21 protein-coding genes, 2 pseudogenes and 1 riboswitch are annotated in these 21,132 nt (G+C 63.7%); of the genes and pseudogenes, 10 read left to right on the forward strand and 13 right to left on the reverse strand.

Features of this window, described 5'->3' with window-relative positions; all coding sequences use genetic code 11:
- Positions 1–24: 24 nt before the first annotated feature.
- Positions 25–744 carry a YdcF family protein gene (locus X771_RS160480; RefSeq protein ID WP_023673311.1) on the forward strand — a complete coding sequence of 240 codons (720 nt, stop codon included), beginning with the start codon at positions 25–27 and terminating at the stop codon, positions 742–744.
- Positions 745–836: 92 nt separating this feature from the next.
- On the opposite strand, the gene X771_RS160475 is transcribed toward X771_RS160480, so the two are convergent.
- Entirely contained in the window at positions 837–1,469 is a 633-nt protein-coding gene (locus X771_RS160475; protein ID WP_023673310.1) for a pyridoxamine 5'-phosphate oxidase family protein, read from the reverse strand.
- 114 nt (positions 1,470–1,583) lie between these two features.
- Here X771_RS160475 and X771_RS160470 point away from each other — a divergent pair, with 114 nt between their 5' ends.
- Complete coding sequence (locus X771_RS160470; protein WP_023686710.1) at positions 1,584–2,489, forward strand: LysR family transcriptional regulator; 906 nt, start codon at positions 1,584–1,586, stop codon at positions 2,487–2,489.
- A 115-nt stretch (positions 2,490–2,604) separates the two neighbouring features.
- Positions 2,605–3,414, forward strand: a complete 810-nt coding sequence (locus tag X771_RS160465; RefSeq protein WP_023673308.1) for a 1-acyl-sn-glycerol-3-phosphate acyltransferase — start codon at positions 2,605–2,607, stop codon at positions 3,412–3,414.
- A gap of 75 nt (positions 3,415–3,489) precedes the next feature.
- Here the strand turns inward: X771_RS160465 and X771_RS1000000166295 are convergent.
- The 3 genes and pseudogenes from X771_RS1000000166295 to X771_RS160450 all read right to left on the reverse strand — a co-directional run.
- Positions 3,490–4,110 (reverse strand): annotated as a pseudogene (locus tag X771_RS1000000166295) (LysE family translocator); the annotation flags it as partial.
- Positions 4,111–4,193: 83 nt separating this feature from the next.
- On the reverse strand, positions 4,194–5,141 hold the full coding sequence (locus X771_RS160455) for an aldo/keto reductase (protein WP_023686712.1): 948 nt from the start codon (positions 5,139–5,141) through the stop codon (positions 4,194–4,196).
- A 164-nt stretch (positions 5,142–5,305) separates the two neighbouring features.
- Positions 5,306–5,839 carry a gamma-glutamylcyclotransferase gene (locus X771_RS160450; protein ID WP_023673305.1) on the reverse strand — a complete coding sequence of 178 codons (534 nt, stop codon included), beginning with the start codon at positions 5,837–5,839 and terminating at the stop codon, positions 5,306–5,308.
- Between the two features lie 124 nt (positions 5,840–5,963).
- Here X771_RS160450 and X771_RS160445 point away from each other — a divergent pair, with 124 nt between their 5' ends.
- Together X771_RS160445 and X771_RS160440 are read left to right on the forward strand one after the other, a co-directional pair.
- A complete protein-coding gene (locus tag X771_RS160445; protein WP_023686713.1) occupies positions 5,964–6,962 on the forward strand; it encodes a DUF2125 domain-containing protein in 999 nt (332 codons plus the stop codon).
- 62 nt (positions 6,963–7,024) lie between these two features.
- Positions 7,025–7,948 (forward strand): sugar kinase, encoded by a 924-nt coding sequence (locus X771_RS160440; protein ID WP_023686714.1) that lies wholly within the window; start codon positions 7,025–7,027, stop codon positions 7,946–7,948.
- 7 nt (positions 7,949–7,955) lie between these two features.
- Here X771_RS160440 and X771_RS160435 read toward each other — a convergent pair whose 3' ends face one another.
- On the reverse strand, positions 7,956–8,891 hold the full coding sequence (locus X771_RS160435) for a prephenate/arogenate dehydrogenase family protein (protein WP_023686715.1): 936 nt from the start codon (positions 8,889–8,891) through the stop codon (positions 7,956–7,958).
- A 4-nt stretch (positions 8,892–8,895) separates the two neighbouring features.
- Positions 8,896–10,005 (reverse strand): histidinol-phosphate transaminase, encoded by a 1,110-nt coding sequence (gene hisC / locus X771_RS160430; protein ID WP_023686716.1) that lies wholly within the window; start codon positions 10,003–10,005, stop codon positions 8,896–8,898.
- A gap of 126 nt (positions 10,006–10,131) precedes the next feature.
- Positions 10,132–10,209, forward strand: a riboswitch (SAM riboswitch).
- A gap of 60 nt (positions 10,210–10,269) precedes the next feature.
- On the opposite strand from hisC, the gene X771_RS160425 reads away from it, so the two are divergent.
- Both X771_RS160425 and metW read left to right on the forward strand, forming a co-directional pair.
- On the forward strand, positions 10,270–11,439 hold the full coding sequence (locus X771_RS160425; RefSeq protein ID WP_023685352.1) for a homoserine O-acetyltransferase: 1,170 nt from the start codon (positions 10,270–10,272) through the stop codon (positions 11,437–11,439).
- On the forward strand, positions 11,436–12,050 hold the full coding sequence (gene metW / locus X771_RS160420) for a methionine biosynthesis protein MetW (RefSeq protein WP_023673299.1): 615 nt from the start codon (positions 11,436–11,438) through the stop codon (positions 12,048–12,050). The genes X771_RS160425 and metW overlap by 4 nt, the downstream gene beginning before the upstream one ends.
- Before the next feature lie 7 nt (positions 12,051–12,057).
- Here the strand turns inward: metW and X771_RS01000000164675 are convergent.
- Positions 12,058–12,376, reverse strand: a pseudogene (locus tag X771_RS01000000164675) (DUF1330 domain-containing protein).
- 248 nt (positions 12,377–12,624) lie between these two features.
- On the opposite strand from X771_RS01000000164675, the gene X771_RS160415 reads away from it, so the two are divergent.
- Entirely contained in the window at positions 12,625–13,560 is a 936-nt protein-coding gene (locus tag X771_RS160415) for a glycosyltransferase family 2 protein (protein ID WP_023686719.1), read from the forward strand.
- Positions 13,561–13,611: 51 nt separating this feature from the next.
- Here X771_RS160415 and X771_RS160410 read toward each other — a convergent pair whose 3' ends face one another.
- The 3 genes from X771_RS160410 to X771_RS160400 form a co-directional block, all read right to left on the reverse strand.
- Positions 13,612–14,400: a DUF1194 domain-containing protein gene (locus X771_RS160410; protein WP_023686720.1), complete on the reverse strand. Its 789-nt coding sequence runs from the start codon at positions 14,398–14,400 to the stop codon at positions 13,612–13,614.
- Positions 14,401–14,464: 64 nt separating this feature from the next.
- A complete protein-coding gene (locus X771_RS160405; RefSeq protein ID WP_023686721.1) occupies positions 14,465–16,285 on the reverse strand; it encodes an ABC transporter ATP-binding protein/permease in 1,821 nt (606 codons plus the stop codon).
- Positions 16,286–16,422: 137 nt separating this feature from the next.
- The gene (locus X771_RS160400) at positions 16,423–17,205 is read right to left on the reverse strand and encodes a methyltransferase domain-containing protein (protein ID WP_023686722.1); all 783 of its coding nucleotides are present in this window, start codon (positions 17,203–17,205) and stop codon (positions 16,423–16,425) included.
- Positions 17,206–17,323: 118 nt separating this feature from the next.
- Here X771_RS160400 and gloB point away from each other — a divergent pair, with 118 nt between their 5' ends.
- Positions 17,324–18,091: a hydroxyacylglutathione hydrolase gene (gene gloB / locus X771_RS160395; protein ID WP_023686723.1), complete on the forward strand. Its 768-nt coding sequence runs from the start codon at positions 17,324–17,326 to the stop codon at positions 18,089–18,091.
- A gap of 20 nt (positions 18,092–18,111) precedes the next feature.
- Positions 18,112–18,543 (forward strand): cupin domain-containing protein, encoded by a 432-nt coding sequence (locus X771_RS160390; protein WP_023686724.1) that lies wholly within the window; start codon positions 18,112–18,114, stop codon positions 18,541–18,543.
- Here X771_RS160390 and X771_RS160385 read toward each other — a convergent pair.
- Genes X771_RS160385 through X771_RS160375 form a run of 3 tightly spaced genes read right to left on the reverse strand, consistent with a single transcriptional unit; the run spans position 18,540 to position 20,944 of the window.
- Complete coding sequence (locus tag X771_RS160385) at positions 18,540–19,214, reverse strand: lysoplasmalogenase (RefSeq protein WP_023686725.1); 675 nt, start codon at positions 19,212–19,214, stop codon at positions 18,540–18,542. The two genes, X771_RS160390 and X771_RS160385, sit on opposite strands and share 4 nt — an antisense overlap.
- On the reverse strand, positions 19,211–20,098 hold the full coding sequence (locus X771_RS160380; protein ID WP_023686726.1) for an EamA family transporter: 888 nt from the start codon (positions 20,096–20,098) through the stop codon (positions 19,211–19,213). Before X771_RS160380 ends, X771_RS160385 begins: the two co-directional genes overlap by 4 nt.
- 45 nt (positions 20,099–20,143) lie before the next feature.
- Positions 20,144–20,944, reverse strand: a complete 801-nt coding sequence (locus tag X771_RS160375) for a DUF3108 domain-containing protein (RefSeq protein WP_023686727.1) — start codon at positions 20,942–20,944, stop codon at positions 20,144–20,146.
- Positions 20,945–21,132: the final 188 nt, after the last annotated feature.

Below are 21,132 nucleotides of genomic sequence, written 5' to 3' on the forward strand. Positions count from 1 at the left end.
AGGCATTTCAGGATTAACCATAGGATGATGAACGCGCGGGAGTCGACCGGAACGGCTGGACAGATGCCAGTGGTGCGTTTGCGTGTGCGTACCGGGCTGGGCCGTTTGCGCACCGCCCTGCGTCTCGCCTCCCTCTGTCTACTGCTGCTGGTGGCCCTGTTTGCCGGTGGCTTCGGCTGGTTCGCCAGCAAGGTCAGCCACATGACGACCCCGACCAACCCGGCCAAGGCCGATGCGATCATCGTCTTGACCGGCGGTCAGGCCCGCCTCGACGCAGCACTCGATCTGCTTGCCTCCGGCAAGGGCGAGCGGCTGCTGATCTCAGGCGTGCATCCCTCTGCCAGCCGCCGCCAATTGCAGGCTGCTACCGGCGGCGACAAGGCGCTGTTTTCCTGCTGTGTCGACATCGACCGCGCCGCGCTCGACACGATCGGCAATGCCGAGGAAAGCGCTAAATGGGTGGAGAGCCACGCCTATGGCAGCGTCATCCTCGTCACCAACAATTACCACATGCCGCGCAGCCTGCTCGAGATGGGCCGCCTGCTGCATGGCGCCAGGCTTGAACCCTATCCGGTGGTCAACACCAATCTGGACAATGGCGACTGGCTGACCAAGCCGGAAGCGCTACGCGTGCTTCTGACCGAATACAGCAAATACCTGCTGGCGCTTGCGCGCGGCGTCGTCCCGGTCCGCCAGACTGCCGACAGCGTCGCACTGGCCGAGGTTTCGACCGCCAAGGACTAAAGCAATTCCAGGAAAAGTGTGTAGCGGTTTTCCCGGGAAAAGCACGTACGCTTTCCCTTGGGAATTGGACAGACGACTCTGACGGCGCTCGATTACCCCTTGGCCGTGCCGTCTTCCGCGCCACGCAGCCGCGCAATCTCCTGTTCGAGGCTTTCAATCCGCTTGTCGCGTTCGGCGAGTGCGGCCGCGACATCGGCGGCCTCGAATCGCTGCGGAATGTGTTGCGGGCAATTGGCATCCCAGGCCGAGACGGTGAACAAGATGACCTGCTCGGGGCGCGCCTTGTAGTCCTGCGGCATCAGCCTTGCCAGAAGCTCGGCATCGTCCTCGACGACGCGCGCCGTGCCCCAGATCTTGACGCGCTGGCGATGCGCATAGTCGATCAGGAACAGGAATGCCTGGTTGTTGTCGGCGAGATTCCCCTGCGTGATGAACTGCCTGTTCCCGGAGAAATCGGCAAAGCCGATGGTCTTCTCGTCCAGCACCTTGAGGAAGCCGGCTGGCCCGCCGCGATGCTGGATGTAGGGCTGACCCTCGCCATTTGCCGTCGACAGGAAGACGCTGGTCTGCGCCGCGATGAAGTCGGCGAGGTCGGGCGTCATATGGGCGCGCCATCCGCCGCGCTCCTCGGCGCTGGCATAGCCCTTGCGCGAACCTTTGCGGGTCTGGATCGCCTTGACCGTCGGCGTGAAGGCGACATCGCTGGTGAAAGTATGAGCATTCATGGAAGCCTCCGCGAGGCCGAAACACGGCCATTGTACGCGAAGAGGTAGATCCTTCCATGTTTTGGATGTAGATGGCATAGTTGCAAGCTATCCTTCCAATTTCCGGAACAAAGTATGGATCGTCTCGAAGCCATGTCGCTGTTCGTCGCCGCGGTGGAAGCGGGCAGCCTTTCCGCTGCCGGCCGCCATTTCGGCATTCCACTGGCAACGGTCAGCCGCAAGGTTTCCGACCTCGAAAAGCACCTTCAGGCGCGCCTGCTGAACCGTTCGACCCGGCAGCTCACGCTGACCGATGCCGGCCAGGCCTATCTCGCCGCCTGCCGCCGCATCCTCGGCGAGGTCGGCGAAGCCGAACGCACCGCTGCCGGCGAATACAGCACGCCGACCGGCGACCTGTTCATCACCGCGCCGGTCGTCTTTGGTCGCCTGCACGTGCTGCCTGTCGTCACCGAATTCCTGGCGGCTTATCCTCAAGTCAACATTCGCCTGACGCTGGCTGACCGGATAACCCAACTGGCGGAGGAACATCTCGACCTTGCCATCCGCATCGGCGAGCTTGCGCCTTCGAGCCTCATTGCCATCCGCGTCGGCGCGATCCGTCGCGTCGTGTGCGCCAGCCCCGCCTATATCGCCGCGCGTGGCATGCCGCGGACGCCGGACGATCTGGCCGCGCATGAATGCATCAGTTTCGAGGGGCCTTCCGCTCTCGCCAGCTGGAGCTTTGCCGGCGACAAGGGCGAACTGATCGTGCCGATCCGCTCACGGCTGCGCGTCAACACGGCGGAAGCTGCAATCGATGCCGCGATTGCAGGCGCCGGGATGACGCGGGTGCTCTCCTACCAGATCGCGGACGCAGTACGTTCCGGCGTGCTCGTCCCGGTCTTGCGGCCCTTCGAGCCGCAGCCATGGCCGGTGAGCCTCGTCCATGCCGGCCAAGGCCTGCTGGCGGTGAAACTCAGGGCGTTCCTCGATTTCGCCGCTCCGCGGCTGAAGCAGCGGCTATTGCAGGCGACGTGGTGAGTTGAGACTGGCTTGAGTCAGTGGCGAGCCGGCCTATGTCAGGCCATTGCGGCGTTTCCTTTTTGCCCGCGCTTGGTGTAACCAACGCACACCTCCTCAACGGGCCGTTCCCCGCATGCTCTATATCCGCTCGCTGGCGTTCAACTTCGTCTTCTATGTCAATCTGATCGTCCAGATGGTCCTCTGGACCCCTTACTACTTCCTCTCGCCACGCCATCGCGCCTGGTTCGTGCCGAAATTCTGGTCGCGCACCAGCCTGTGGCTCTACGACAAGATCGCCGGCACCAGGAGCGACATCACCGGGGTCGAAAACCTGCCGGAGGGCTCTTTCATCCTGGCGCCGAAACACCAGTCGTTTTGGGACGCGATCGCTTTCTTTCCGTTTTTACACGACCCGCTTTATATCCTGAAGCGCGAGCTGACCTGGATCCCCTTCTTCGGCTGGTACATCCTGAAGATGCGGATGATCCCGGTTCACCGCGGCAGCCGCTCCAAGGCGTTGAAGCAGGTCGTTGCATCGACAAAGCAGGAGATGGGGCGCAATCCGCGCCAGCTGATTATCTACCCCGAAGGCACGCGCCGAGCGCCAGGCGACGAGCCGGCTTACAAATACGGCATTGTCGAGCTCTATACGCAGCTTGGCGTCCCGGTGGTACCGGTCGCCCATGTCGCCGGCCTCTATTGGCCTCGCCGCAAATTCTTGCGCTTTCCCGGCACCATCAAGGCCCGCTTCCTGCCGCCGATTCCGCCCGGGCTCGGCAAGGACGAATTCATGGACCGGCTGATCGGCGATACGGAAGCCGCCTGCGACCAGCTGCTGATCGAGGCATCGCAGGCTCCTAACCCGCCGCAAATGCCGCCGACGGCGGTCAAGCGGCTGGCCGAACTCGCCGCGGCCGCCAAAGCAATTCCAGGAAAAGTGTGAGCGGTTTTTTCCGTGCTGAATTGCGCCAAAACAAAAAAGACCAAAGCTTGATCTCTTCTGCGAGCCGGCTCGAGGCCACGCCGCCAGCGCCGTGGTCAGCACCAGCGTCGCCGCGAAGGCCAGATTGATGATCCGCGGCGCCAGCGGCTGGCGCAGGGTGCGGGCGAAGGCCGCGCCGGCCAGCAGCCACAGCACATGGATGGCTACGATCATCAGGGTGAGAACCGCCAGCCTGGCCGGGATGCCGAGAGCATCGGCGCCGGCTGCGGTCGCGGAGCCAGCAAGGACCGCAGCAATCGCCACATAGGCTTTCGGGTTGGCAACGGCGAGCAGGAAGCCGCCGAGGAAGGTCGGCAGAACCGCGCTGCTGTCACGCGCGGCCAGCGGCGGCGCTGTCGCTATTCTGTAGGCGAGGTAGAGAATATAGGCGGCGGAAGCGACCGCCAGCACTGGCGCTACGCCCGGCATCGAGGTGAGGATAGCCTTAATGCCGGTGGCCACCACCAGCAGCACCGCGACCGTGCCTAAAATGATCCCCGATGTGTAGTGAAGCGAATTGCGCAGGCCGAAGGCGGCCCCTATCGCCGTGACGCTGATCGTCGCCGGGCCAGGACTGCCCATGACGACGGTTGCCGCCAGCACCAGCGCCAGCAATTGCTGCCAGGGCTGCGCCTGCGAAAGAATGTCTGCGGCCATGCTGCCTCTTCTCCACAATAATGGAGAACAGTGTGGCAAGGCGGACAGCCGTCGTCTTGAACGATCGTGCCGAACCTGCGCGGCTAGGCGCTGGCCTTGTCCAGCGCCACGATATCCTCCGCGCTGAGCTTCAGCGATGCGGCGCGCACCAGGCTGTCGACCTGGTCCAGCGTCGTGGCGCTGGCGATCGGCGCGGTGATGCCGGGCTGCGCCATCACCCAGGCGAGTGCTACTTCCGCCTGCTTGGCCGAATGGCGCGCCGCCACAGTGTCGAGTGCGGCCAGAATGCGCATGCCGCGCGCATTGAGATAAGCCTTCACGCCGCCGCCGCGTTCACTTTTGCCGAGATCGGCCTCGCTACGGTATTTGCCGCTCAAAAACCCCTTGGCGAGGCTGAAATAGGTGATGACGCCGATATCCTCGGCCACGCACAGATCATGCAGCGGCCCGTCGAAGGATGAGCGGTCGTAGAGATTGTATTCCGGCTGCAGCACGCTGTAGCGCGGCAGCCCGCGCAGGCTGGCAACATCGAGCGCGGCGCGCAGCTGGCCGGCGTCGAGATTCGAGGCGCCGATATGGCGGACCTTGCCGGCAGCGAGCAGCTTCTGGTAGGCGCCGAGCGTCTCTTCGTAAGGCGTGGTCGGGTCCGGCCAGTGCGACAAATAGAGATCGATCACATCGGTCTGCAGCCGCTCAAGCGACGCCTCGACCGCCCTTTCGATATGGGCAGCGGACAGATCCTTCTTGCCTTGTCCCATATCCGAGCCGACTTTGGTGATGACGATGATCTTGTCACGGTTGCCGCGGCTTTTCATCCATTTGCCGATAATGGTCTCGGACTCGCCGCCGGCGTGGCCGGGCACCCAGCGCGAATAGGCATCGGCCGTATCGATAGCGTTGAGGCCGGCGCCGCCGAACCGGTCGAGCAGGTCGAAGGAGGTCTTCTCGTCCGCGGTCCAGCCGAAGACATTGCCGCCCAGGACCAGCGGCGCGATGGAAAGGTCGGTTTGACCGAGACGGCGTTTTTGCAAGACGGGGCTCCGTGGGCTGGCGGCGGGCGACCCGAATGCTTCGGGCCGCAGCTAAGCTAGGTCTCGCCGCGCCGAGGTCAAAGGCCTCAGCCAATTTTTCCAGCGGGCCAGCGCTTCACAAAGGCGCGAGCGCTTCGCCTGCAGGCTCGCCGTGGTCTACTGGCTCACGAGGCGATCCGCTTCGCCACCTCTTCCAGCCAGTGGTCGCTGATACCCAGCGCCGCGAGATGCTGCAGCGTGTTGAGCACATAGTCCTCGTTGTTTCCGGACTGGCCGACGGCGCCACGGATAACACCTGCCGCATGCGCGGGGTCGAGCCCGCCGGCATACTGCTCATGCTGGCGGTCGACGATATAGGCGACCGCTTTCACTCTCTCTCCCGCAGCCGCCCCATTCCCGTCGAGGCTGATATCGAGCACACGCTCGAGGTAGACGCTGGTCACCAATTCGCGCTCGCGCAGATAGGTCAGCACCTCATCGCGCAGCTCGCCGGGCACGCGAAAGGCCAGCCCGATGCAGGAGCCGCCACGGTCGAGGCCTAGCACCAGGCCCGGCCGCTGGCGCGTGCCGCGATGCACGAAGGAATAGACGCACAGCGACCGGCGGTAGCCGTAAAGCCGCGCGCGGCGGGTCTCCACATGCGCAAATCCCGGCCGCCAGATCAGCGAGCCGTAGCCAAAAACCCAAAAATCGCCCATATCGCCAAGCCTGATTGCACGAGAGTGACGCCGCCGCATCGGAATCGGTGCTCTTCTGTTCTTTTTGCTTGTTGCGTAAGCCACAGTCCACCCGCAACACGCCCGCGTTAATGAAAGCCGCAGCATGACGTCAAGTGACGAGCGTCCGTCGAAGTTTCGCCGCCGGCTGATGTGGCTCGCTGCCTTGGTCGTTATGCTGTTCGGCGTCTACAGCGCGGTCTGGTTCTATGTCGCCGGTCGCGTCAGCAGCGAAGCCGACAAGGCGGTGGCCTCGCTCAAGGACAAAGGCATCGAGGCCGGCTGCGCCAACCTCACCGTCAGCGGCTACCCCCTGAGTTTTGCCATCTCCTGTGACAATCTGGCTTACGAGGACGACGCCAGGAACGTTGCCGCCTCGGCAGGCAGCTTCAACTTCGTTGCAGAGCTCATCCGGCCTTTGTCGCCTGCCGCCGAGTTGCGTGGGCCGCTGCGCACCTCGGTGCCGGGGATGGCGCCGCTATGGATCGACTGGGACAATCTGCAGGCCAATGCCAAGCTCTCCTGGCCCTTGCCACGCAGCATTTCGCTGCAGGCCGAGAGCTTGTCCGGCCAGACCGATCCGGCCGACGACACCGACCCGGTTTCACTGTTCAGCGCCGGAACGGCGGCGGGCGAGTTGCGGCCGGACGGTCAGGACCTTGGCTATACCGGAAGCTTCGCCGATCTTGAGATCGACGCCGACGCGATCGGCGGGCGCGTGCTGCCGCCGCTCGACGGCAGCGGCGACGCGACGCTGAAGAACGGCGTCGCGCTGATGAAGACGCAGGCCAGGAGCCTGCGCGGCCAGGCGGTCGACATCCACAAGCTCGATCTGTCGTCGGGAACCGCGCGCATCACCGTCTCCGGCCCGGTGTCGGTCGACGCCAACGGCCTGGTCAATGCCGACCTGACGATCAAGCTGCAGGATCCCAAAGCCGTGGCGGCAATCCTCGCCACCGCAATCCCCGAGCAGAAGAGCCAGATCGAGCAAGGCTTTGCCGGTCTGGCGCTGCTCGGCAACGAACCGTCGATGCCGCTCAAGGTGGTGAAGGGCAAGGTCTCGCTCGGCTTCATTCCGCTGGGCAAGATCAAGCCGCTCGATTAGAGCATGATCGCAAAGAGCGGGAACGGCTATTGGGGAGAGATCATGCTCGAGCAAGCCGACGCATGAACCGACCGGTGAAACTGCTGAGCGTTGGCGCGCTGACGCTGGATACCATCCTGCGCGTCGAAACCCTGCCCACGCATCAGGGCAAGTTCATCGCCTCGGACGGCATCCAGATCGCCTCGGGCATGGCGACAAGTGCTGCCTGCGCCGCCCGCCGTCTCGGCGCCGAGGTGTTCCTGTGGGCAAGTGCAGGTGGCGATGCCGTCGGCGACCAATTGCTGGCCGGCATCGAGGCCGAGGGCGTCGATTGCGGCTTTGTCCGCCGCGTCGAAGGCGCCCGCTCGGCGCTGGCCGCGATCCTGGTCGACGCTCATGGCGAGCGCATCATCGTGCCCTTCTACGACCCAAAGGCGCAGGCCGACCCCGACGCGGTGCCTGTCGCCGATCTTTCCGGCTTCGATGCCGTGCTGGTCGATGTGCGCTGGCCGGGCGCCGCCGCTCTTGCCTTGACCGCCGCGCGCGACGCCGGTTGCCCGGCAATCCTCGACGCCGACACGGCGCCGCTGGAGGTGCTGGAGCGTCTGTTGCCGCTGGCTTCGCACATCGTCGCTTCGGAGACGGCTGCACGCATTATCTGCGACCACGCGCTGGATCCCGAAACCGCCTGCGCCGACCTCGCCAGCCGCACAGACGCCTTTGTCGCGGTGACCGGCGGCGCCGCGGGAAGCTGGTGGCATGACCGGTCCGCCGGATGCGTGCGCCACATCGCGGCGCCGAAGATCAAGGCGGTCGACACGCTGGCCGCCGGCGACGTTTTCCACGGCGCCTTTGCTGTCGCGTTGGCGGAAACCATGCCGATCGAGCAGGCGTTGCGCTTTGCCAGCGCGGCGGCCGCGCTCAAATGCCAGCGCTTCGGCGGCCGGCTGGGGGCGCCAAACAGGGACGAGGCAATGGCCATGGTCGCGGCGGCCTGGCCCGTCTGAAACAGATTTAACTTTTCGCCGGATGTTCCACCGCCTGGCGGCCAAAATCCGGCACGTCGATGTCCTGGCCGGCCTCGATGATCGAACGGCGAACGGCCCGGGTGCGGGTGAACAGGTCGAACAGCTTGTCGCCGTCGCCCCAGCGGATCGCCCGCTGCAGCGAGGCGAGGTCCTCTGAAAAGCGCGCCAGCATTTCCAGGATGGCATCCTTGTTGTGCAGGCACACGTCGCGCCACATGGTCGGGTCGGAGGCGGCCAGACGGGTGAAGTCGCGGAAACCGGAAGCCGAATATTTGATCACTTCCGACTTGGTCACCGATTCCAGATCGTCGGCGGTGCCGACGATGTTGTAGGCGATGATATGCGGAAGATGCGAAACGATGGCCAGCGTCATATCATGATGCTGCGGGTCCATCGTGTCGATGTTGGAGCCGCAGCGCCGCCAGAACTCCGAAAGCTTTTCCAGCGCCGCCGGATCGGTGCCGGGCAGCGGCGTGAAGATGCACCAACGGTTTTCGAACAGCTCGGCGAAACCCGCATCCGGGCCCGATTTCTCCGTACCCGCCAGTGGATGTCCCGGAATGAAGTGCACGCCGTCCGGCACATAGGGCTGCATTTGCGCAATGACGGAGGCCTTGGTCGAACCGACATCGGTGAGGATGGCGCCTTTTTTCAGCGCCGCTGCGATCTCTTGCGCCACCTCGCCCGACGACCCCACTGGCACCGAGACGATGATCAGGTCGGCGTCGCGGACCGCTTCCCTGGCGTCGGTGGTGTAGCTCTCGCCAAGACCGAGCTCCTTCGCCCGCGCCAGCGTGGCCGGGCTGCGCGTCGCGATGGCGACATGGCGGGCCAGGCCCTCGCGGCGGATGATGCGGGCCAGCGACGAGCCGATCAGGCCGATGCCGACCAGCGCGATCTTTTCAAACATCGGTGCTGTCATTGTTTCAGCTTTTCAGAAATGTCGTGAGGGCATCGATGACGCCGCGATTTGCTTCTTCGGTGCCGACGCTCATGCGCAGCGCATTGGGAAAGCCATAGCCGGTAACGCGCCGCAATATATAGCCGCGCTGGGTGAGGTAATCGTCCGCCGCCTCAGCCGAATGCCTCTTGTCGTCGGGAAAGTGGATGAGGACGAAATTGCCGACGCTGGGCGTCACGCGCAGCCCAAGCTTCGTCAGTTCTTCATTCAGCCAGGTAAGCCAGGTCTCGTTGTGCAACGAACTGCGCTCGACATGGGCGCGGTCGCGGATGGCGGCAATGCCGGCCTCGATCGCTGTTGCGTTAACGTTGAAAGGGCCGCGGATGCGGTTGATGGCATCGACGATGTGCAGTGGGCCATACATCCAGCCGATGCGCGCGCCGCCAAGGCCAAGCTTGGAGAAGGTGCGGGTCATGACCACATTCTGTGCGCTGCCCGCCAGCTCGATGCCGGCCTCATAGTCATTGCGCCTGACATATTCGGCATAGGCCGCGTCGAGCACCAGAAGCACGTTGCCCGGGAGAGCGGAATGCAGGCGGCGGACCTCCTGGAACGGCAGATAGGTTCCGGTCGGATTGTTGGGATTGGCGAGGAAGATGATTTTGGTCCGCGGTGTCACCGCGGCCAGGATCGCGTCGACGTCGGCGCGTTCCTCGGTTTCCTTGATCGTCACCGGTGTCCCGCCGGCCGACTGGATGTAGATCTTGTAGATCATGAAGGCGTGTTCGGTGATGATGGCCTCATCGCCGGCCGCCAGATAGGTCTGCGCCAGCAGGCCCAAAATCTCGTCGGAACCGTTGGAGCAGATGATGTTTGCCGGGTTGAGGCCATGCACCTCGGCGATCGCCTCGCGCAGCCGGCGGGCGGTGCCGTCGGGATAGACATCGAGCTTGCTGGCCACTTCGCGCGCGGCCTCGATCGCCTTCGGCGACGGGCCGAGCGGGTTCTCGTTCGACGACAATTTATGGACCTTGGCGACGCCGGCCGGTGCCGTGCTCTTGCCCGGCACATAGGCGTCGATGTCCATAATGCCCGCGCGGGGCGTCGGCCGTGCCTTGTCCGCTGTCTTGTCCATGTCGCAAATCCATCGAGAATGCCTCCGTCCGGAGGCCGCAGCGGAAATACAAGCCGTAGCCGCGAATGTCGAGAGGCGGGCAATAGCTGGCCGTTGACGCCGGGCCGCACGAGTTCTAGAAGAACGCAACAGTTCCGTGGTGATTTGGCCGGTCGGCTTGCAGCCACGTTAAACAACTCGCTAAAGGGCCGTTTGCGTGACGTAACCGGCTTTGCGATCGCATTGCCGGTTTTTTATTGCCTGACGGCGGGCAAGGAGAGTCACATGGCCGCGCTCCGCGCTACAAAAACCAACAACGAGGCCGACAACCCGTCGAGCCCTGTGTTGCGTTTTGGCCCTGACAAGCCGCTGAAGCTCGACGCCGGCACGCTTTTGTCGCCGTTCCAGATCGCCTACCAGACATATGGCGCCCTCAACGATGCCCGCACCAACGCCATCCTGGTCTGCCACGCGCTGACCGGCGACCAGCATGTCGCCAGCACCAATCCGGTGACCGGCAAGCCCGGCTGGTGGGAAGTGCTGATCGGTCCCGGCAAGATCATCGACACCAACCGCTTCTTCGTCATTTGCTCCAACGTCATCGGCGGCTGCCTCGGCTCCACCGGTCCGGCCTCGACCAATCCCGCCACCGGCAAGCCCTACGGCCTCGACCTGCCAATCATCACCATCCGCGACATGGTGCGGGCGCAACTGATGCTGGTCGACCATTTCGGCATCGAAAAGCTGTTTTGCGTGCTCGGCGGCTCGATGGGCGGCATGCAGGTGCTGGAATGGGCGTCATGCTATTCCGAGCGCGTCTTCTCGGCCCTGCCGATCGCCACAGGCGCACGCCATTCCTCGCAGAACATCGCCTTCCACGAGGTCGGCCGCCAGGCTGTCATGGCTGATCCGGACTGGCATGGCGGCAAATATTTCGAGCACGGCAAGCGCCCGGAAAAGGGGCTCGCCGTGGCGCGCATGGCCGCCCACATCACCTATCTGTCGGAAGCCGCCCTGCATCGGAAATTCGGCCGCAATCTGCAGGACCGCGAAGCGCTGACCTTCGGTTTCGACGCAGATTTCCAGATCGAAAGCTATCTGCGCCACCAGGGCATGACATTCGTCGACCGCTTCGACGCCAACTCCTACCTCTACATGACCCGTTCGATGGATTATTTCGACCTCGCCGCCGACCATGGCGGCCGGTTGGCAGATGCCTTTGCCGGCACCAAGACCCGCTTCTGCCTGGTGTCCTTCACCTCGGACTGGCTGTTCCCGACCGAGGAGAGCCGCTCGATCGTGCATGCGCTCAACGCCGCCGGCGCATCGGTCTCCTTCGTCGAGATCGACACCGACCGCGGCCATGATGCCTTCCTGCTCGACGAACCCGAACTGTTTGCCGCCATCAAGGGCTTCATCGGCTCGGCGGCCCGCGCAAGGGGGCTCGCCTCATGAGCGTCAATGGCAGCCAGCGCGTCGACCTGGAAGTCGTGGCCAACCTGATACCCCCGCAGTCGCGGGTGCTCGATGTCGGCTCCGGCGACGGCCTGCTGCTCGAACTCCTGCAGGAGACCAAGCAGGTCGACGGCCGCGGGCTGGAGCTGTCACAGCGCGGCGTCAATGAATGCGTTGCGCGCGGCCTCTCGGTCATCCAGGGCGATGCCGACACCGACCTCGAATTCTATCCGGACAAGGGTTTTGACTTCGTCGTTCTGTCACAGACGCTGCAGGCGACCCGCAACCCGAAGCTGGTGCTCGACGAACTGCTGCGAATCGGCAACCGCGCCATCGTCTCCTTCCCCAATTTCGGCCACTGGCGGGTGCGGCTGTCGCTGTTCGTCAATGGCCGGATGCCGGTGACCGCGGACCTGCCCTATTCCTGGTACGACACGCCCAACATCCATTTCTGCACCATCCGCGACTTCGTCAATCTGGTCGAGGAACTCGGCGCTTCGGTCGAGAAAGCCACCGCGCTCGACGGCAACGGCCAGAAGATCGGCCTGTCGATGCCATGGTGGTTCTGGAATTTCTTCGGCCAGCAAGCGGTGTTCTTGCTGAAGCGGTAGTTTGCCCCTATTCCAGCACGTCCGTCGCCTTGTGCGGTTGCTGAACGCCATCGGCGATGATCACATCGGCGTGGGAGTTGTCGGTGCGCAAGGCCAGAATCGCGATAGGCTGATGAATCGTACCAGCCCCACGCATGCGCCCTGTCCGGAAACTCGATGACGATCAGATGCCCGGGCCATTCGTTTTCGACCACGTCCATGTCGCCGCCGTGGACAAGGAAGCGGCCGCCGAACGGCTCCAATGTGGCGTCGATCCTCTGCAGATACTCGACAATCTGAGGGCCCATTGTGACTTGACGCATATGGGCGACGGCGTAGGCGGCCATGGCTGAACTCCCTGTGAGATCGAAGCCCGACGACCGGCTTCGTTGGCGCAATCTGCAGACATGATGGCCATCGGTCGATTACGTCTGGGGTAATCGGCCGGCTTACCGGCGTCCTGGCTCAACAGTTTGTGATGACATTGCCGCTGGTTTTTTGTAGCGTCGAATCGAATGCCATCCCGGGGTAAGGCTTGGACGGCGACCATCAAAACCTCCGGCCTCCAGGCATTTCGGGGCACAATCGAAGCAACATGTCCAAGGCAACCGACCTCGCTCCGCTGATCTCGGTGATCACACCGACGCACAATCGCCGCAGCAAGGTGGTGCGCGCCGTGGAGAGCGTGCTGGCGCAGAATTTTCCCCGGTTCGAACACATTGTCGTCGATGACGGCTCGACCGACGGTACGGCAGCCGCACTTGCCGAAATCCGCGATCCACGGCTGATCTATGTTGGCTCGAAATGGCGCGGCGCCAATGCCGCCCGCAATGCCGGCATCGAGCGGGCGCAGGCGCCGGTGGTGACATTCCTCGATTCCGACGACGTCTATTTGCCGGATCGCCTGGCGCGGACGCTGGAGCAGTTCGACAACAATCCCTCGCTCGAAGTGCTGATCAGTTCCTTCGTGTCGCTGAAGGGCAATCGCCGCACCAACTGCGTCAACCGCGAGGCGCTGCTGAGCCGCGGCTCGCTGGAGCGGGCCCTTGTCGCGCAGACCATCTTCATTGCCGGGTCGGCAATCACCGCCCGGCGCGAGTCGCTGCTGGCCATCGGCGGCTACGACAGTGACGTCACGCGCATGCAGGATCGCGAATTGTTGCTGCGCTTTGCCCGTCGCAGCGGCGCGCAGCTGTCCGAAGTGATCGACTGGAAAAAGTACAACTCGGAGAATTCGATCTCCGGTCGCCGGGACGGCTATGTCGAAGCCTATGCGAGCTTGATCGACAAGCACCCCTATATCGCCGACCGCTACCCCTACATTCCGCCTTACATGATCGCCCGGCAGCTCATCGCCGATGCGCTCAAGGGCAGGGTTTCGCAGGCGTTCTCCGGCTATATGGCCAACCGGTCGTCGAAGGCGCTTGGCTATTCGCTGCCGCAGCTGTTGCGTGGCTATGTCGGCGGCCGGCGCTGGCGCCGCGATCTCTATGCCGAATTTCGCGACAAATACGGTGCACGGCCGGCCTGAAGTTTGCCGGCAAGCCGCGCAGCGGCTTTCCCCTCCGAACTGCCTCAAACCTCATTTGTCGAGTTCCGGCAGATATGGGTCGGAATATAGCCGCCGGTCGCGTTCGCCCTGTAGGCAGTCCATGGGTGCGGCCGCATCGATCGGGACCACGGTCGCATCGGCGATGCCGCTCACCTCCAGGATCAGCTTGCGGCGTATGGCGGTGGCGAACTCCGAGGCCGCATAGATCGGCAACACGAAGGAGCCGGGCCCACCGGTGACGCACTCGTCATAATACTGGTCGAGATGGCTGAAGGTCGGCGACGGGCTGATCAGGATCGGCAGGCCGTTGATGACAATACCCTTGGCTACAGCGGCATCGCGTGTCGTGGCGACGGGCGGCCCGGTGTTGTTGGGACCGTCGCCGGAAATGTCGATGACGCTGCGTGGCGCATCGAACCCCGTGCCCTCGAACAGCCCGGCGCCGAAGGCAAGCGCACCGGAAATCGAGGTGCCGCGAAAGCTGCGGAACGGCCGCGCTTCTATTCTGTCGGCGAAGGCGCTGGCGCTCTCTGCGCTGTCGATCACCTGCCAGGCGATGACGCCATCCTCGCGCACGACGCCCGCCCATTCGAAATAGGAAAGCGCGATGCGCCCGGTGGTTCCCGAGCGCACGGCCTTGATGAAATCGGGATGCCTGAGCGCCTCGACATAGCCAGCGCGCTGCAGCGCGAACTCCCTCTCGTCCATCGACTGTGAGATGTCGACGGCCAGCACCAGTTCGACATCCACGGCAACGGCCGGGGCAGCCACGGGCGTGGTGCAGGCAAGGCAGGCAAGCAGGCTGAGCGCATCGAGCATGGCCGCACCACGGATGTTTCGACCCGTGAATCTTCGCCGCGATCGCGGCGAAATAAAGCCCCTTCTACTCCTTTCGCCCCACGGCCGCTTTCGGCGGCGGGTCGATGGCGCCGGTCCTGACTCGGGCGGGTTTCAGTGGCGCAGCACCCGTATCCTTCACGATGTTCAATGCGCGTGGAAAGAAATGACCATTGTGCAGTCCGCGCCCGATGTTGAGGATCGCGGTTTCCGGCAGGCGTTTCTCCAGCATGGACAGCACCCTTCGCAGCGAAGGACCATCGAACGCGTCCATCGCTTCGTCGATGATCACCCATTTCGGCTGCCGCAAGGCCAGCCTAGCGAAGGCCAGCGACCGCTGTTCGTCATCGTTGAGTTCACGCTCCCAGCGTGCGGAACGGTCGAGCGAGGATGACAGCCGCTCGAGGCCGACCTCGGCCAGCACCGCCCCAAAATCAGCATCGCCAGCCGGCGCCGAGCCATTCGGATGCAGCACTTCGCGTAACGTGCCGGCAGGAAAATACGGAACACGCGGCACGAAAATCGGCGTTTCTCCGGCCGGCAAGCCGATCCGCCCGCTGCCCCAGGGCCAAAGGCCGGCAATGGCGCGGAAGAACAATGTCTTGCCGGCGCCTGGGTCGCCGGTGATCATGACGCGCTCACCGGGATGGATCTCGACATGGCTGTCTGAAAGTTTGGTGCAGCCCTCCGGCGAGGCCACTTGGAGCTTCTCGAAGGTCAGGCTGCCATTGGCGTTATCGCCGAATTCGATGCGCTTTTCCTTGTCGTGCAGCACATCGGTTTCATCGAGCGCAATGCGGAAGTCGGCAACGCGCATCAGCGTGGCGCGCCAGTCGGCGATGCCGCCGATATTGTTGATGAACCAGCGCAGCGACGAGTGCACCTGGTTGAAGGCGCCGACCGCCATCATCAACCCGCCAAAGCTGATATCGCCTGAAAAATAGACCGGCGATGCCACAAGGATCGGCGCCACCACGGTGATCCAGCCATAGGTATCGGTCACCCAGGACAGGTTGATCTGCGCTTTGTAGATGTTTCGCATCGCGCCCAGCACCGTGCCAAGGTCGATTTCGAGCCGTCTCTTGGCATCGGCTTCGCCGTGATAGAGCGCGATGGCGTCGACATTCTCGTTGACGCGCACCATCGAGGAACGCAGCTCGGCCTCGCGGGTGTAGCGGTCGCTGTTGAGGCGGATCAGCGGCCGCCCGACCAGCCAGCTCAGCCAGGAGGCGATGCCGGCATAGAGGAACGCGGCCCAGACCATGTAGCCCGGTATCGCCAGCGACCAGCCGTTGATGTGGAAGACGAAGCCCGACGAGAGTTGCCAAAGCACGCCGACGAACGACACCAGCAGGATGAAGGATTGCAGCAGGCCGACGCCGAGGTCCGTCGACAGATCGGACAGATGCGCAGCATCCTGCTGCATGCGCTGGTCGGGATTGACGCCGATGGCGCCGGCATTGGCGAGCCGGAAGGCCCGCGCCGGCCGCATCCATTGGTCGATCAGGTCGAGCGTCAGCGCCTCGCGCAGCTTCAGCCGGATCATCTGGTTGAGCCAGGTCTGAGCGATGTTGAGCAGCAGCAGCGTGCCGGCAATCACGGCAAAGATCATCAGCTGATGCAGGAAGGCCGCCATGTCGCGACGCGCCAGCGCATCGTAGAAAGGCTGGTTCCAGCGGTTGAGCAGAACCTGGCCGATCGACGTCGCGACGATGACCGCCATAATGCCGACCGACGTCCAGACCAGCCACTTGCGCACCGGTGAGCCTATCAGCGCCCGTTTGATCGTCGCCACCTGATCGCGCAGGCTGCTGGCTTCGACGGTTACCGGCTGAGCGGTGGCGGACTTGTCCGGTTGATCAGCCATGCACGAGGTCCTTGCGTTCAGAAGCGTTGCTGAAACCAGATGGAGATACTTGAAGGCATCCGCCGCTCAAACGGACCGCGAATGCATCTGCGACAGATAGGTGGGAAAAACCCACGCAACACCAGTTTTCATGACGATCACGAAGGTGTCACCTGACGCGTCGTCGATGTCACCCCTTCCGCCCGGCGGCCAAGCCGGGTGGCGCCGTGCGGCGACAGCACCGGCACGAAGACACGGCGCGAAGCGCGCTGCGCGACCGGCACGCCCTGATAGAGCCGCTTCTGCGCCTCGACCACGATGACGCCGGAAAAGATCGGCCAGAACCGCCGGCCGGCGCGCTCCAGCACATTGTGGAACCGAATCATGAAGCGCCGCGGCGATGGCGGGAAGAACAGCGCGTCGGACCAGGAAGCCGGTGTGAAATTCGCCTCGCGCAGCAATTCTGTCAGCTGGCCGCGCGAGAACGGCCGGCCGCTGCCGAACGGCGTGTGCTCGAACCGCGCCCAGACACCGCGCCGGTTGGGCACGACGATGACGACGCGCCCTGCCGGCGACAGCACCCGCCAGATCTCGTTCAGCGTCTCGCGCGGGTTTTCGACATGTTCGAGCGAATGCACGAGCAGCATGCGGTCGATGCAGGAATCGACCAGCGGCAATTCCTCGTCGAAGACCAGCGCCGTAGCCGTCGGCCCGTTCGCCGGCCAGACGACGGCGCCTTGCGTAGCAGGCATGAAGGCAAACACCCGCTCGGCATCGGTGCCGAACCGCTCCAGCCACGGCAAGGTATAGCCGAGCCCGACCAGCCGCTCATTGGGCACTGTTGCCCATATTGAGGACAGCGCCATGGTGATCGAGCGTTCAGCCAGGCGGCCGAGCGTGGTCGAATAGAAGGAGCGGAGATCGACGATATCGGAATGCATGCGCGGGACGGTAGCTGCGATGCCGCCCAAGTTCAACAAAGCCGGCACGTTCTGCAAAGCTAGAGTGACATCGGCGGCCAAGCGCCCTATGTCTGCGCCAACAGATGGAGAGATGCCAATGCCCGTCGAAATCGAACAGTTCATGTGCCGCAGCGACAATTTCGGCGTGCTGGTGCATGACCCGAAAAGCGGCGAGACCGCCATTATCGACGCGCCCGAAGAAGCGCCGATCATTGCCGCGATCGAGCGTACCGGCTGGAAGCCGACGATGATCCTGACCACCCACCACCATGTCGACCATGTCGAGGCCAATCTGGCGCTGAAGGAGCGCTTCAAGCTGCGCATCGTCGGACCGGAGGCTGAAAAGGAAAAGATCCCCGGCATCGACAAGACCGTCGGGCAAGGCTCGGTCGTCCATCTCGGCGGCGAGCGGATCGATGTCATCGCCACGCCCGGCCACACTGCGGGCCATGTCTCCTATCATTTTCCGGCCTCGAAAGTGGCGTTCACCGCCGACACTTTGTTCGCGCTCGGCTGCGGCCGGCTGTTCGAATGCAAGCCGCCGGTGATGTATGAGTCGCTGAAGAAGCTCGCCGCACTCCCGGCGGACACGGTCATCTATTGCGGCCATGAGTATACGCTTTCGAACGCCCGCTTTGCTTTGACCGTCGACCCGACCAATTCGGCGCTGAAAGAACGTGCCGCCAAGATCGAGACCCTGCGCGCCGACAACAAGGCGACGCTGCCGACCACGATCGGCGAGGAATTGTCAACCAATCCGTTCCTGCGCTGGCACGACCCGGCGATCCGCAAGCATCTCGGTATGGAGGAGGCCTCCGACGCCGAAGTGTTCGCGGAAATCCGCAAGCGCAAGGACAATTTCTGAGCATCGTTCCGGGATCAGCCATGACCAGCGCCGCTGAAATCATCGCCATGCTTGGCCTCAAGCCGCATCCGGAAGGCGGCTGGTATGCCGAGACCTTTCGCGACGGCGCCGGTGGCGCGCGTGGCCATTCGACGGCGATCTATTTCCTCCTTGAACAGGACCAGATTTCGGCCTGGCACCGGGTCAAGGACGCGGCCGAGGTCTGGCATTTCCATGCCGGGGCGCCGCTGGCGCTGTCGACGTGCGAGGAAGGCAGTCCAAAGGTAAACCAGGTGATCGAGCAGGTGCTCGGCATTGAACTTGCGGCGGGCGAGCGGCCGCAGATCGTTGTGCCGGCCGGCTGGTGGCAATCAGCGCGCAGCCTCGGCGAATGGACGTTGGTCGGCTGCACCGTGGCGCCGGGCTTCGACTTCGCCGCGTTTGAAATGGCCGAGCCGGGCTGGCAGCCTTAGGCCAAAAGAAAACCAAGAGTTATGCAGAGCTGGGCGGCGTAGTACAGCACCCAGACCGCATAACGGATGCCGGCGCGATAGGGTGCTATTGCCGGAACCAGGAATTTCTCCGCGGCAAGCAGCCCGTCCGATGCCATGAACATAACAGCGCCGCCGATGACCCACGGATTGTCGAGCGTCAACGCCGAGATGCCCATCGCCAGAATGGCCGCGATATAGACGGCGATCGGCACCCGCAGGCCGGGACTGACACGGCGCCAGAGTGCTGCCAGCATGACGACTGCGAAGGCCGCCATGGCCAGCGCGATGGCGCCGCGCCATGTCTCGGTGCTGAGCACATCCAGCCCGCCGCCGCTGCGCAGGAAGAGCGGCACATAGAGGACATGCGCCGCAAGGAAGCTGGCCAGCCCGCCGAGGAAGGCCTTTTCGCCGTCACGCGACAGGAAGGCATCGCCGACGCCGCTGAGCAGCAGTGCGACGACGAGCAACAGCGGCCCACCTTGCATGAAGGCGAGTGCCGCAAGCATGGCCACGGCCAGCGTCTTTGCCGCCGAGCGGGCCAGCGTCGGCCGCATATCCAGGGTGAAGGCGTAGATCACTGCCGCCACCAGCGAAAAAATCAATGTTGCATTGGCGTTGGCGTCGATGCCGCCGGCAAACGGCATCGTCATGCGCTTGCCCCACCCGTTGCCGCCTTGCGCAGGAACAACGATTTCGCCGCCAGTGCCGCGCCGCCGGTGATCAGCACGCAGGCCGCCAGGATACGCAGCGACGGCTCGGCAACGCCCGCCGCGATCAGCACCAATGTCGACAGCAGTGGCGCCGCATAGCTTGCCGCGCCGAGCACCTGGATGTTGCCGCGCTTTACGCCGATATCCCAGGCGTAGAAGGCCGCGCCCACCGGCATCAACCCCAAACCAAGCACCGCCACCCACTGGCCGGGACCATCGGGCAGCACCGTCTTTTCCAGCAGAAGATGGCAGACGAGAGACAGGGCTGCCGTGGCGGCGCAGAACCAGGTGACAATCGAGGTCGGCACCGCCGGAAAGCGCCGCGACAGCAGCGAATAGGACGACCACAGCAGCGCACAGACGGCCGCCATCGCATAGCCGAAGGTGTAGCGAGCATCGAAGGCGAGGCCGCCACCCTTGGTGACGATCAGCACGGTCCCGGCGAGCCCGAGCAGCGCGCCGACGACATGGTTCCAGGCCAGCTTCTCGCCCGGCATCAGCGCTGATCCCAGCACGATCAGCAGCGGCCACAGATAGGCGATCAGGCTTGCCTCCACCGCCGGCGCGTTGCGCAGCGCGGTGAAATAGAAGAAATGGTAGCCGAACAGTCCGGCAATGCCGATCACCCAGACCTGGCGTGGGATCTTCAGGCTTTTATCGGTGGCCGGCATGAACAGCCGGGCAACCAGCCCGACCGCGGTGCCGATGGTGAAGGTGATGGCCGAGAGCAAGAATGGCGGCACGGCGCCCGACGCATCGGTGAGCAACGCCAGCAGCGCCCACATGGCGACCGCCGAGAAACCGATCAGTGTTGCGCGCCCCATGCCCGTCTCCGGCGACGCGCCCCATTTCTATTCGGGTGGGAGCGTCTATTCAGTTGCTTCGAACCGCCCCGCGCTGACAGTCAAGGTGCCGATCTGCGTCCCGACCGTGGCGTGGATCGGCGCATATATGCCGGTTTGGCCGAGCGGTGCAAACGTCACCATCATCTGGCTCTTTTTCTTCAGGTAATTCAGCGCCTTGCGGCCCTTGCGGTAGCCTGCCACCGGCTCGAAGCTCATCTTGCAGGTGACGGTATCGCCCTTGTAACCCTTGACCGAGATCGATCCTTTCGAGGCGTAGGTCAGCGTCAGGTCGGCGCGCATCTCGCCGTCATAGAATTTCACCTTGCGCCCGCAGACCTGGTCGAGGCTGTCGGCATGGATAACGGTAGCCGCCATCGGATCGAGCACAGATGCCAGATCGTTGCTGCCCAGCGGTATCCAGTTTTTGGGATTGCGCTTTTTCGGTTCGGGAATGACCTGGGTGGCGGTCACCGCGCCATTGGCAAAGCGGATATCGACCATGGAAGCCTTCTTGCCGGACTTATAATCGGCGCGAAATACCTGCGGCTGCATCTGCTTGCCCAGGATCTTGCCCTTTGACGAGATCGTGCCGCTCGTGTCGTCGAACAAGGTGGCGAGACCAGCGCTGGAGACGGTGCCCTCTATGGAATAGCTATCGCCTTCGTAGTGGCTGGAAAATGTCGCCTTGGCCACGGAAAGGCCGAGGAACGACACCGTGTATTCGCCCTTGAAGGACTGTGCGGTGGCTGCGGGCGCGGCGGCAAGGATTGATGTCGGCAAGGCGGCGACAAGTATGGCGACAACGGCATGTGACGGGCGAAGCATGGCGGGCTCGGTCCTTGATTTTTTAACCGGAGGCGGGCGACTCCGGCTTGAAATGTCCCTGTCCGACCGCTTATAGGCTGAATTTCGGCCTTTATGTGAAACGCCCGTCACAGTCGTGGGCAAGCCGGAGCTTGACGCATTGGCGAAATGCAACTAAGGAACGCCAACTTTTCCATAAGGCCGCCTGA

It is taken from the genome of Mesorhizobium sp. LSJC269B00 (assembly GCF_000502815.1).
Taxonomy (GTDB): Bacteria; Pseudomonadota; Alphaproteobacteria; order Rhizobiales; family Rhizobiaceae; genus Mesorhizobium.

Coding starts and splice junctions, on each gene's coding strand:
- X771_RS160480 (WP_023673311.1), top strand. CDS start 25: ATGATGAACGCGCGGGAGTCGACCGGAACGGCTGGACAGATGCCAGTG.
- X771_RS160475 (WP_023673310.1), bottom strand. CDS start 1,469: ATGAATGCTCATACTTTCACCAGCGATGTCGCCTTCACGCCGACGGTC.
- X771_RS160470 (WP_023686710.1), top strand. CDS start 1,584: ATGGATCGTCTCGAAGCCATGTCGCTGTTCGTCGCCGCGGTGGAAGCG.
- X771_RS160465 (WP_023673308.1), top strand. CDS start 2,605: ATGCTCTATATCCGCTCGCTGGCGTTCAACTTCGTCTTCTATGTCAAT.
- X771_RS160450 (WP_023673305.1), bottom strand. CDS start 5,839: ATGGGCGATTTTTGGGTTTTTGGCTACGGCTCGCTGATCTGGCGGCCG.
- X771_RS160445 (WP_023686713.1), top strand. CDS start 5,964: ATGACGTCAAGTGACGAGCGTCCGTCGAAGTTTCGCCGCCGGCTGATG.
- X771_RS160440 (WP_023686714.1), top strand. CDS start 7,025: ATGAACCGACCGGTGAAACTGCTGAGCGTTGGCGCGCTGACGCTGGAT.
- X771_RS160435 (WP_023686715.1), bottom strand. CDS start 8,891: ATGACAGCACCGATGTTTGAAAAGATCGCGCTGGTCGGCATCGGCCTG.
- hisC (WP_023686716.1), bottom strand. CDS start 10,005: ATGGACAAGACAGCGGACAAGGCACGGCCGACGCCCCGCGCGGGCATT.
- X771_RS160425 (WP_023685352.1), top strand. CDS start 10,270: ATGGCCGCGCTCCGCGCTACAAAAACCAACAACGAGGCCGACAACCCG.
- metW (WP_023673299.1), top strand. CDS start 11,436: ATGAGCGTCAATGGCAGCCAGCGCGTCGACCTGGAAGTCGTGGCCAAC.
- X771_RS160415 (WP_023686719.1), top strand. CDS start 12,625: ATGTCCAAGGCAACCGACCTCGCTCCGCTGATCTCGGTGATCACACCG.
- X771_RS160410 (WP_023686720.1), bottom strand. CDS start 14,400: ATGCTCGATGCGCTCAGCCTGCTTGCCTGCCTTGCCTGCACCACGCCC.
- X771_RS160405 (WP_023686721.1), bottom strand. CDS start 16,285: ATGGCTGATCAACCGGACAAGTCCGCCACCGCTCAGCCGGTAACCGTC.
- X771_RS160400 (WP_023686722.1), bottom strand. CDS start 17,205: ATGCATTCCGATATCGTCGATCTCCGCTCCTTCTATTCGACCACGCTC.
- gloB (WP_023686723.1), top strand. CDS start 17,324: ATGCCCGTCGAAATCGAACAGTTCATGTGCCGCAGCGACAATTTCGGC.
- X771_RS160390 (WP_023686724.1), top strand. CDS start 18,112: ATGACCAGCGCCGCTGAAATCATCGCCATGCTTGGCCTCAAGCCGCAT.
- X771_RS160385 (WP_023686725.1), bottom strand. CDS start 19,214: ATGACGATGCCGTTTGCCGGCGGCATCGACGCCAACGCCAATGCAACA.
- X771_RS160380 (WP_023686726.1), bottom strand. CDS start 20,098: ATGGGGCGCGCAACACTGATCGGTTTCTCGGCGGTCGCCATGTGGGCG.
- X771_RS160375 (WP_023686727.1), bottom strand. CDS start 20,944: ATGCTTCGCCCGTCACATGCCGTTGTCGCCATACTTGTCGCCGCCTTG.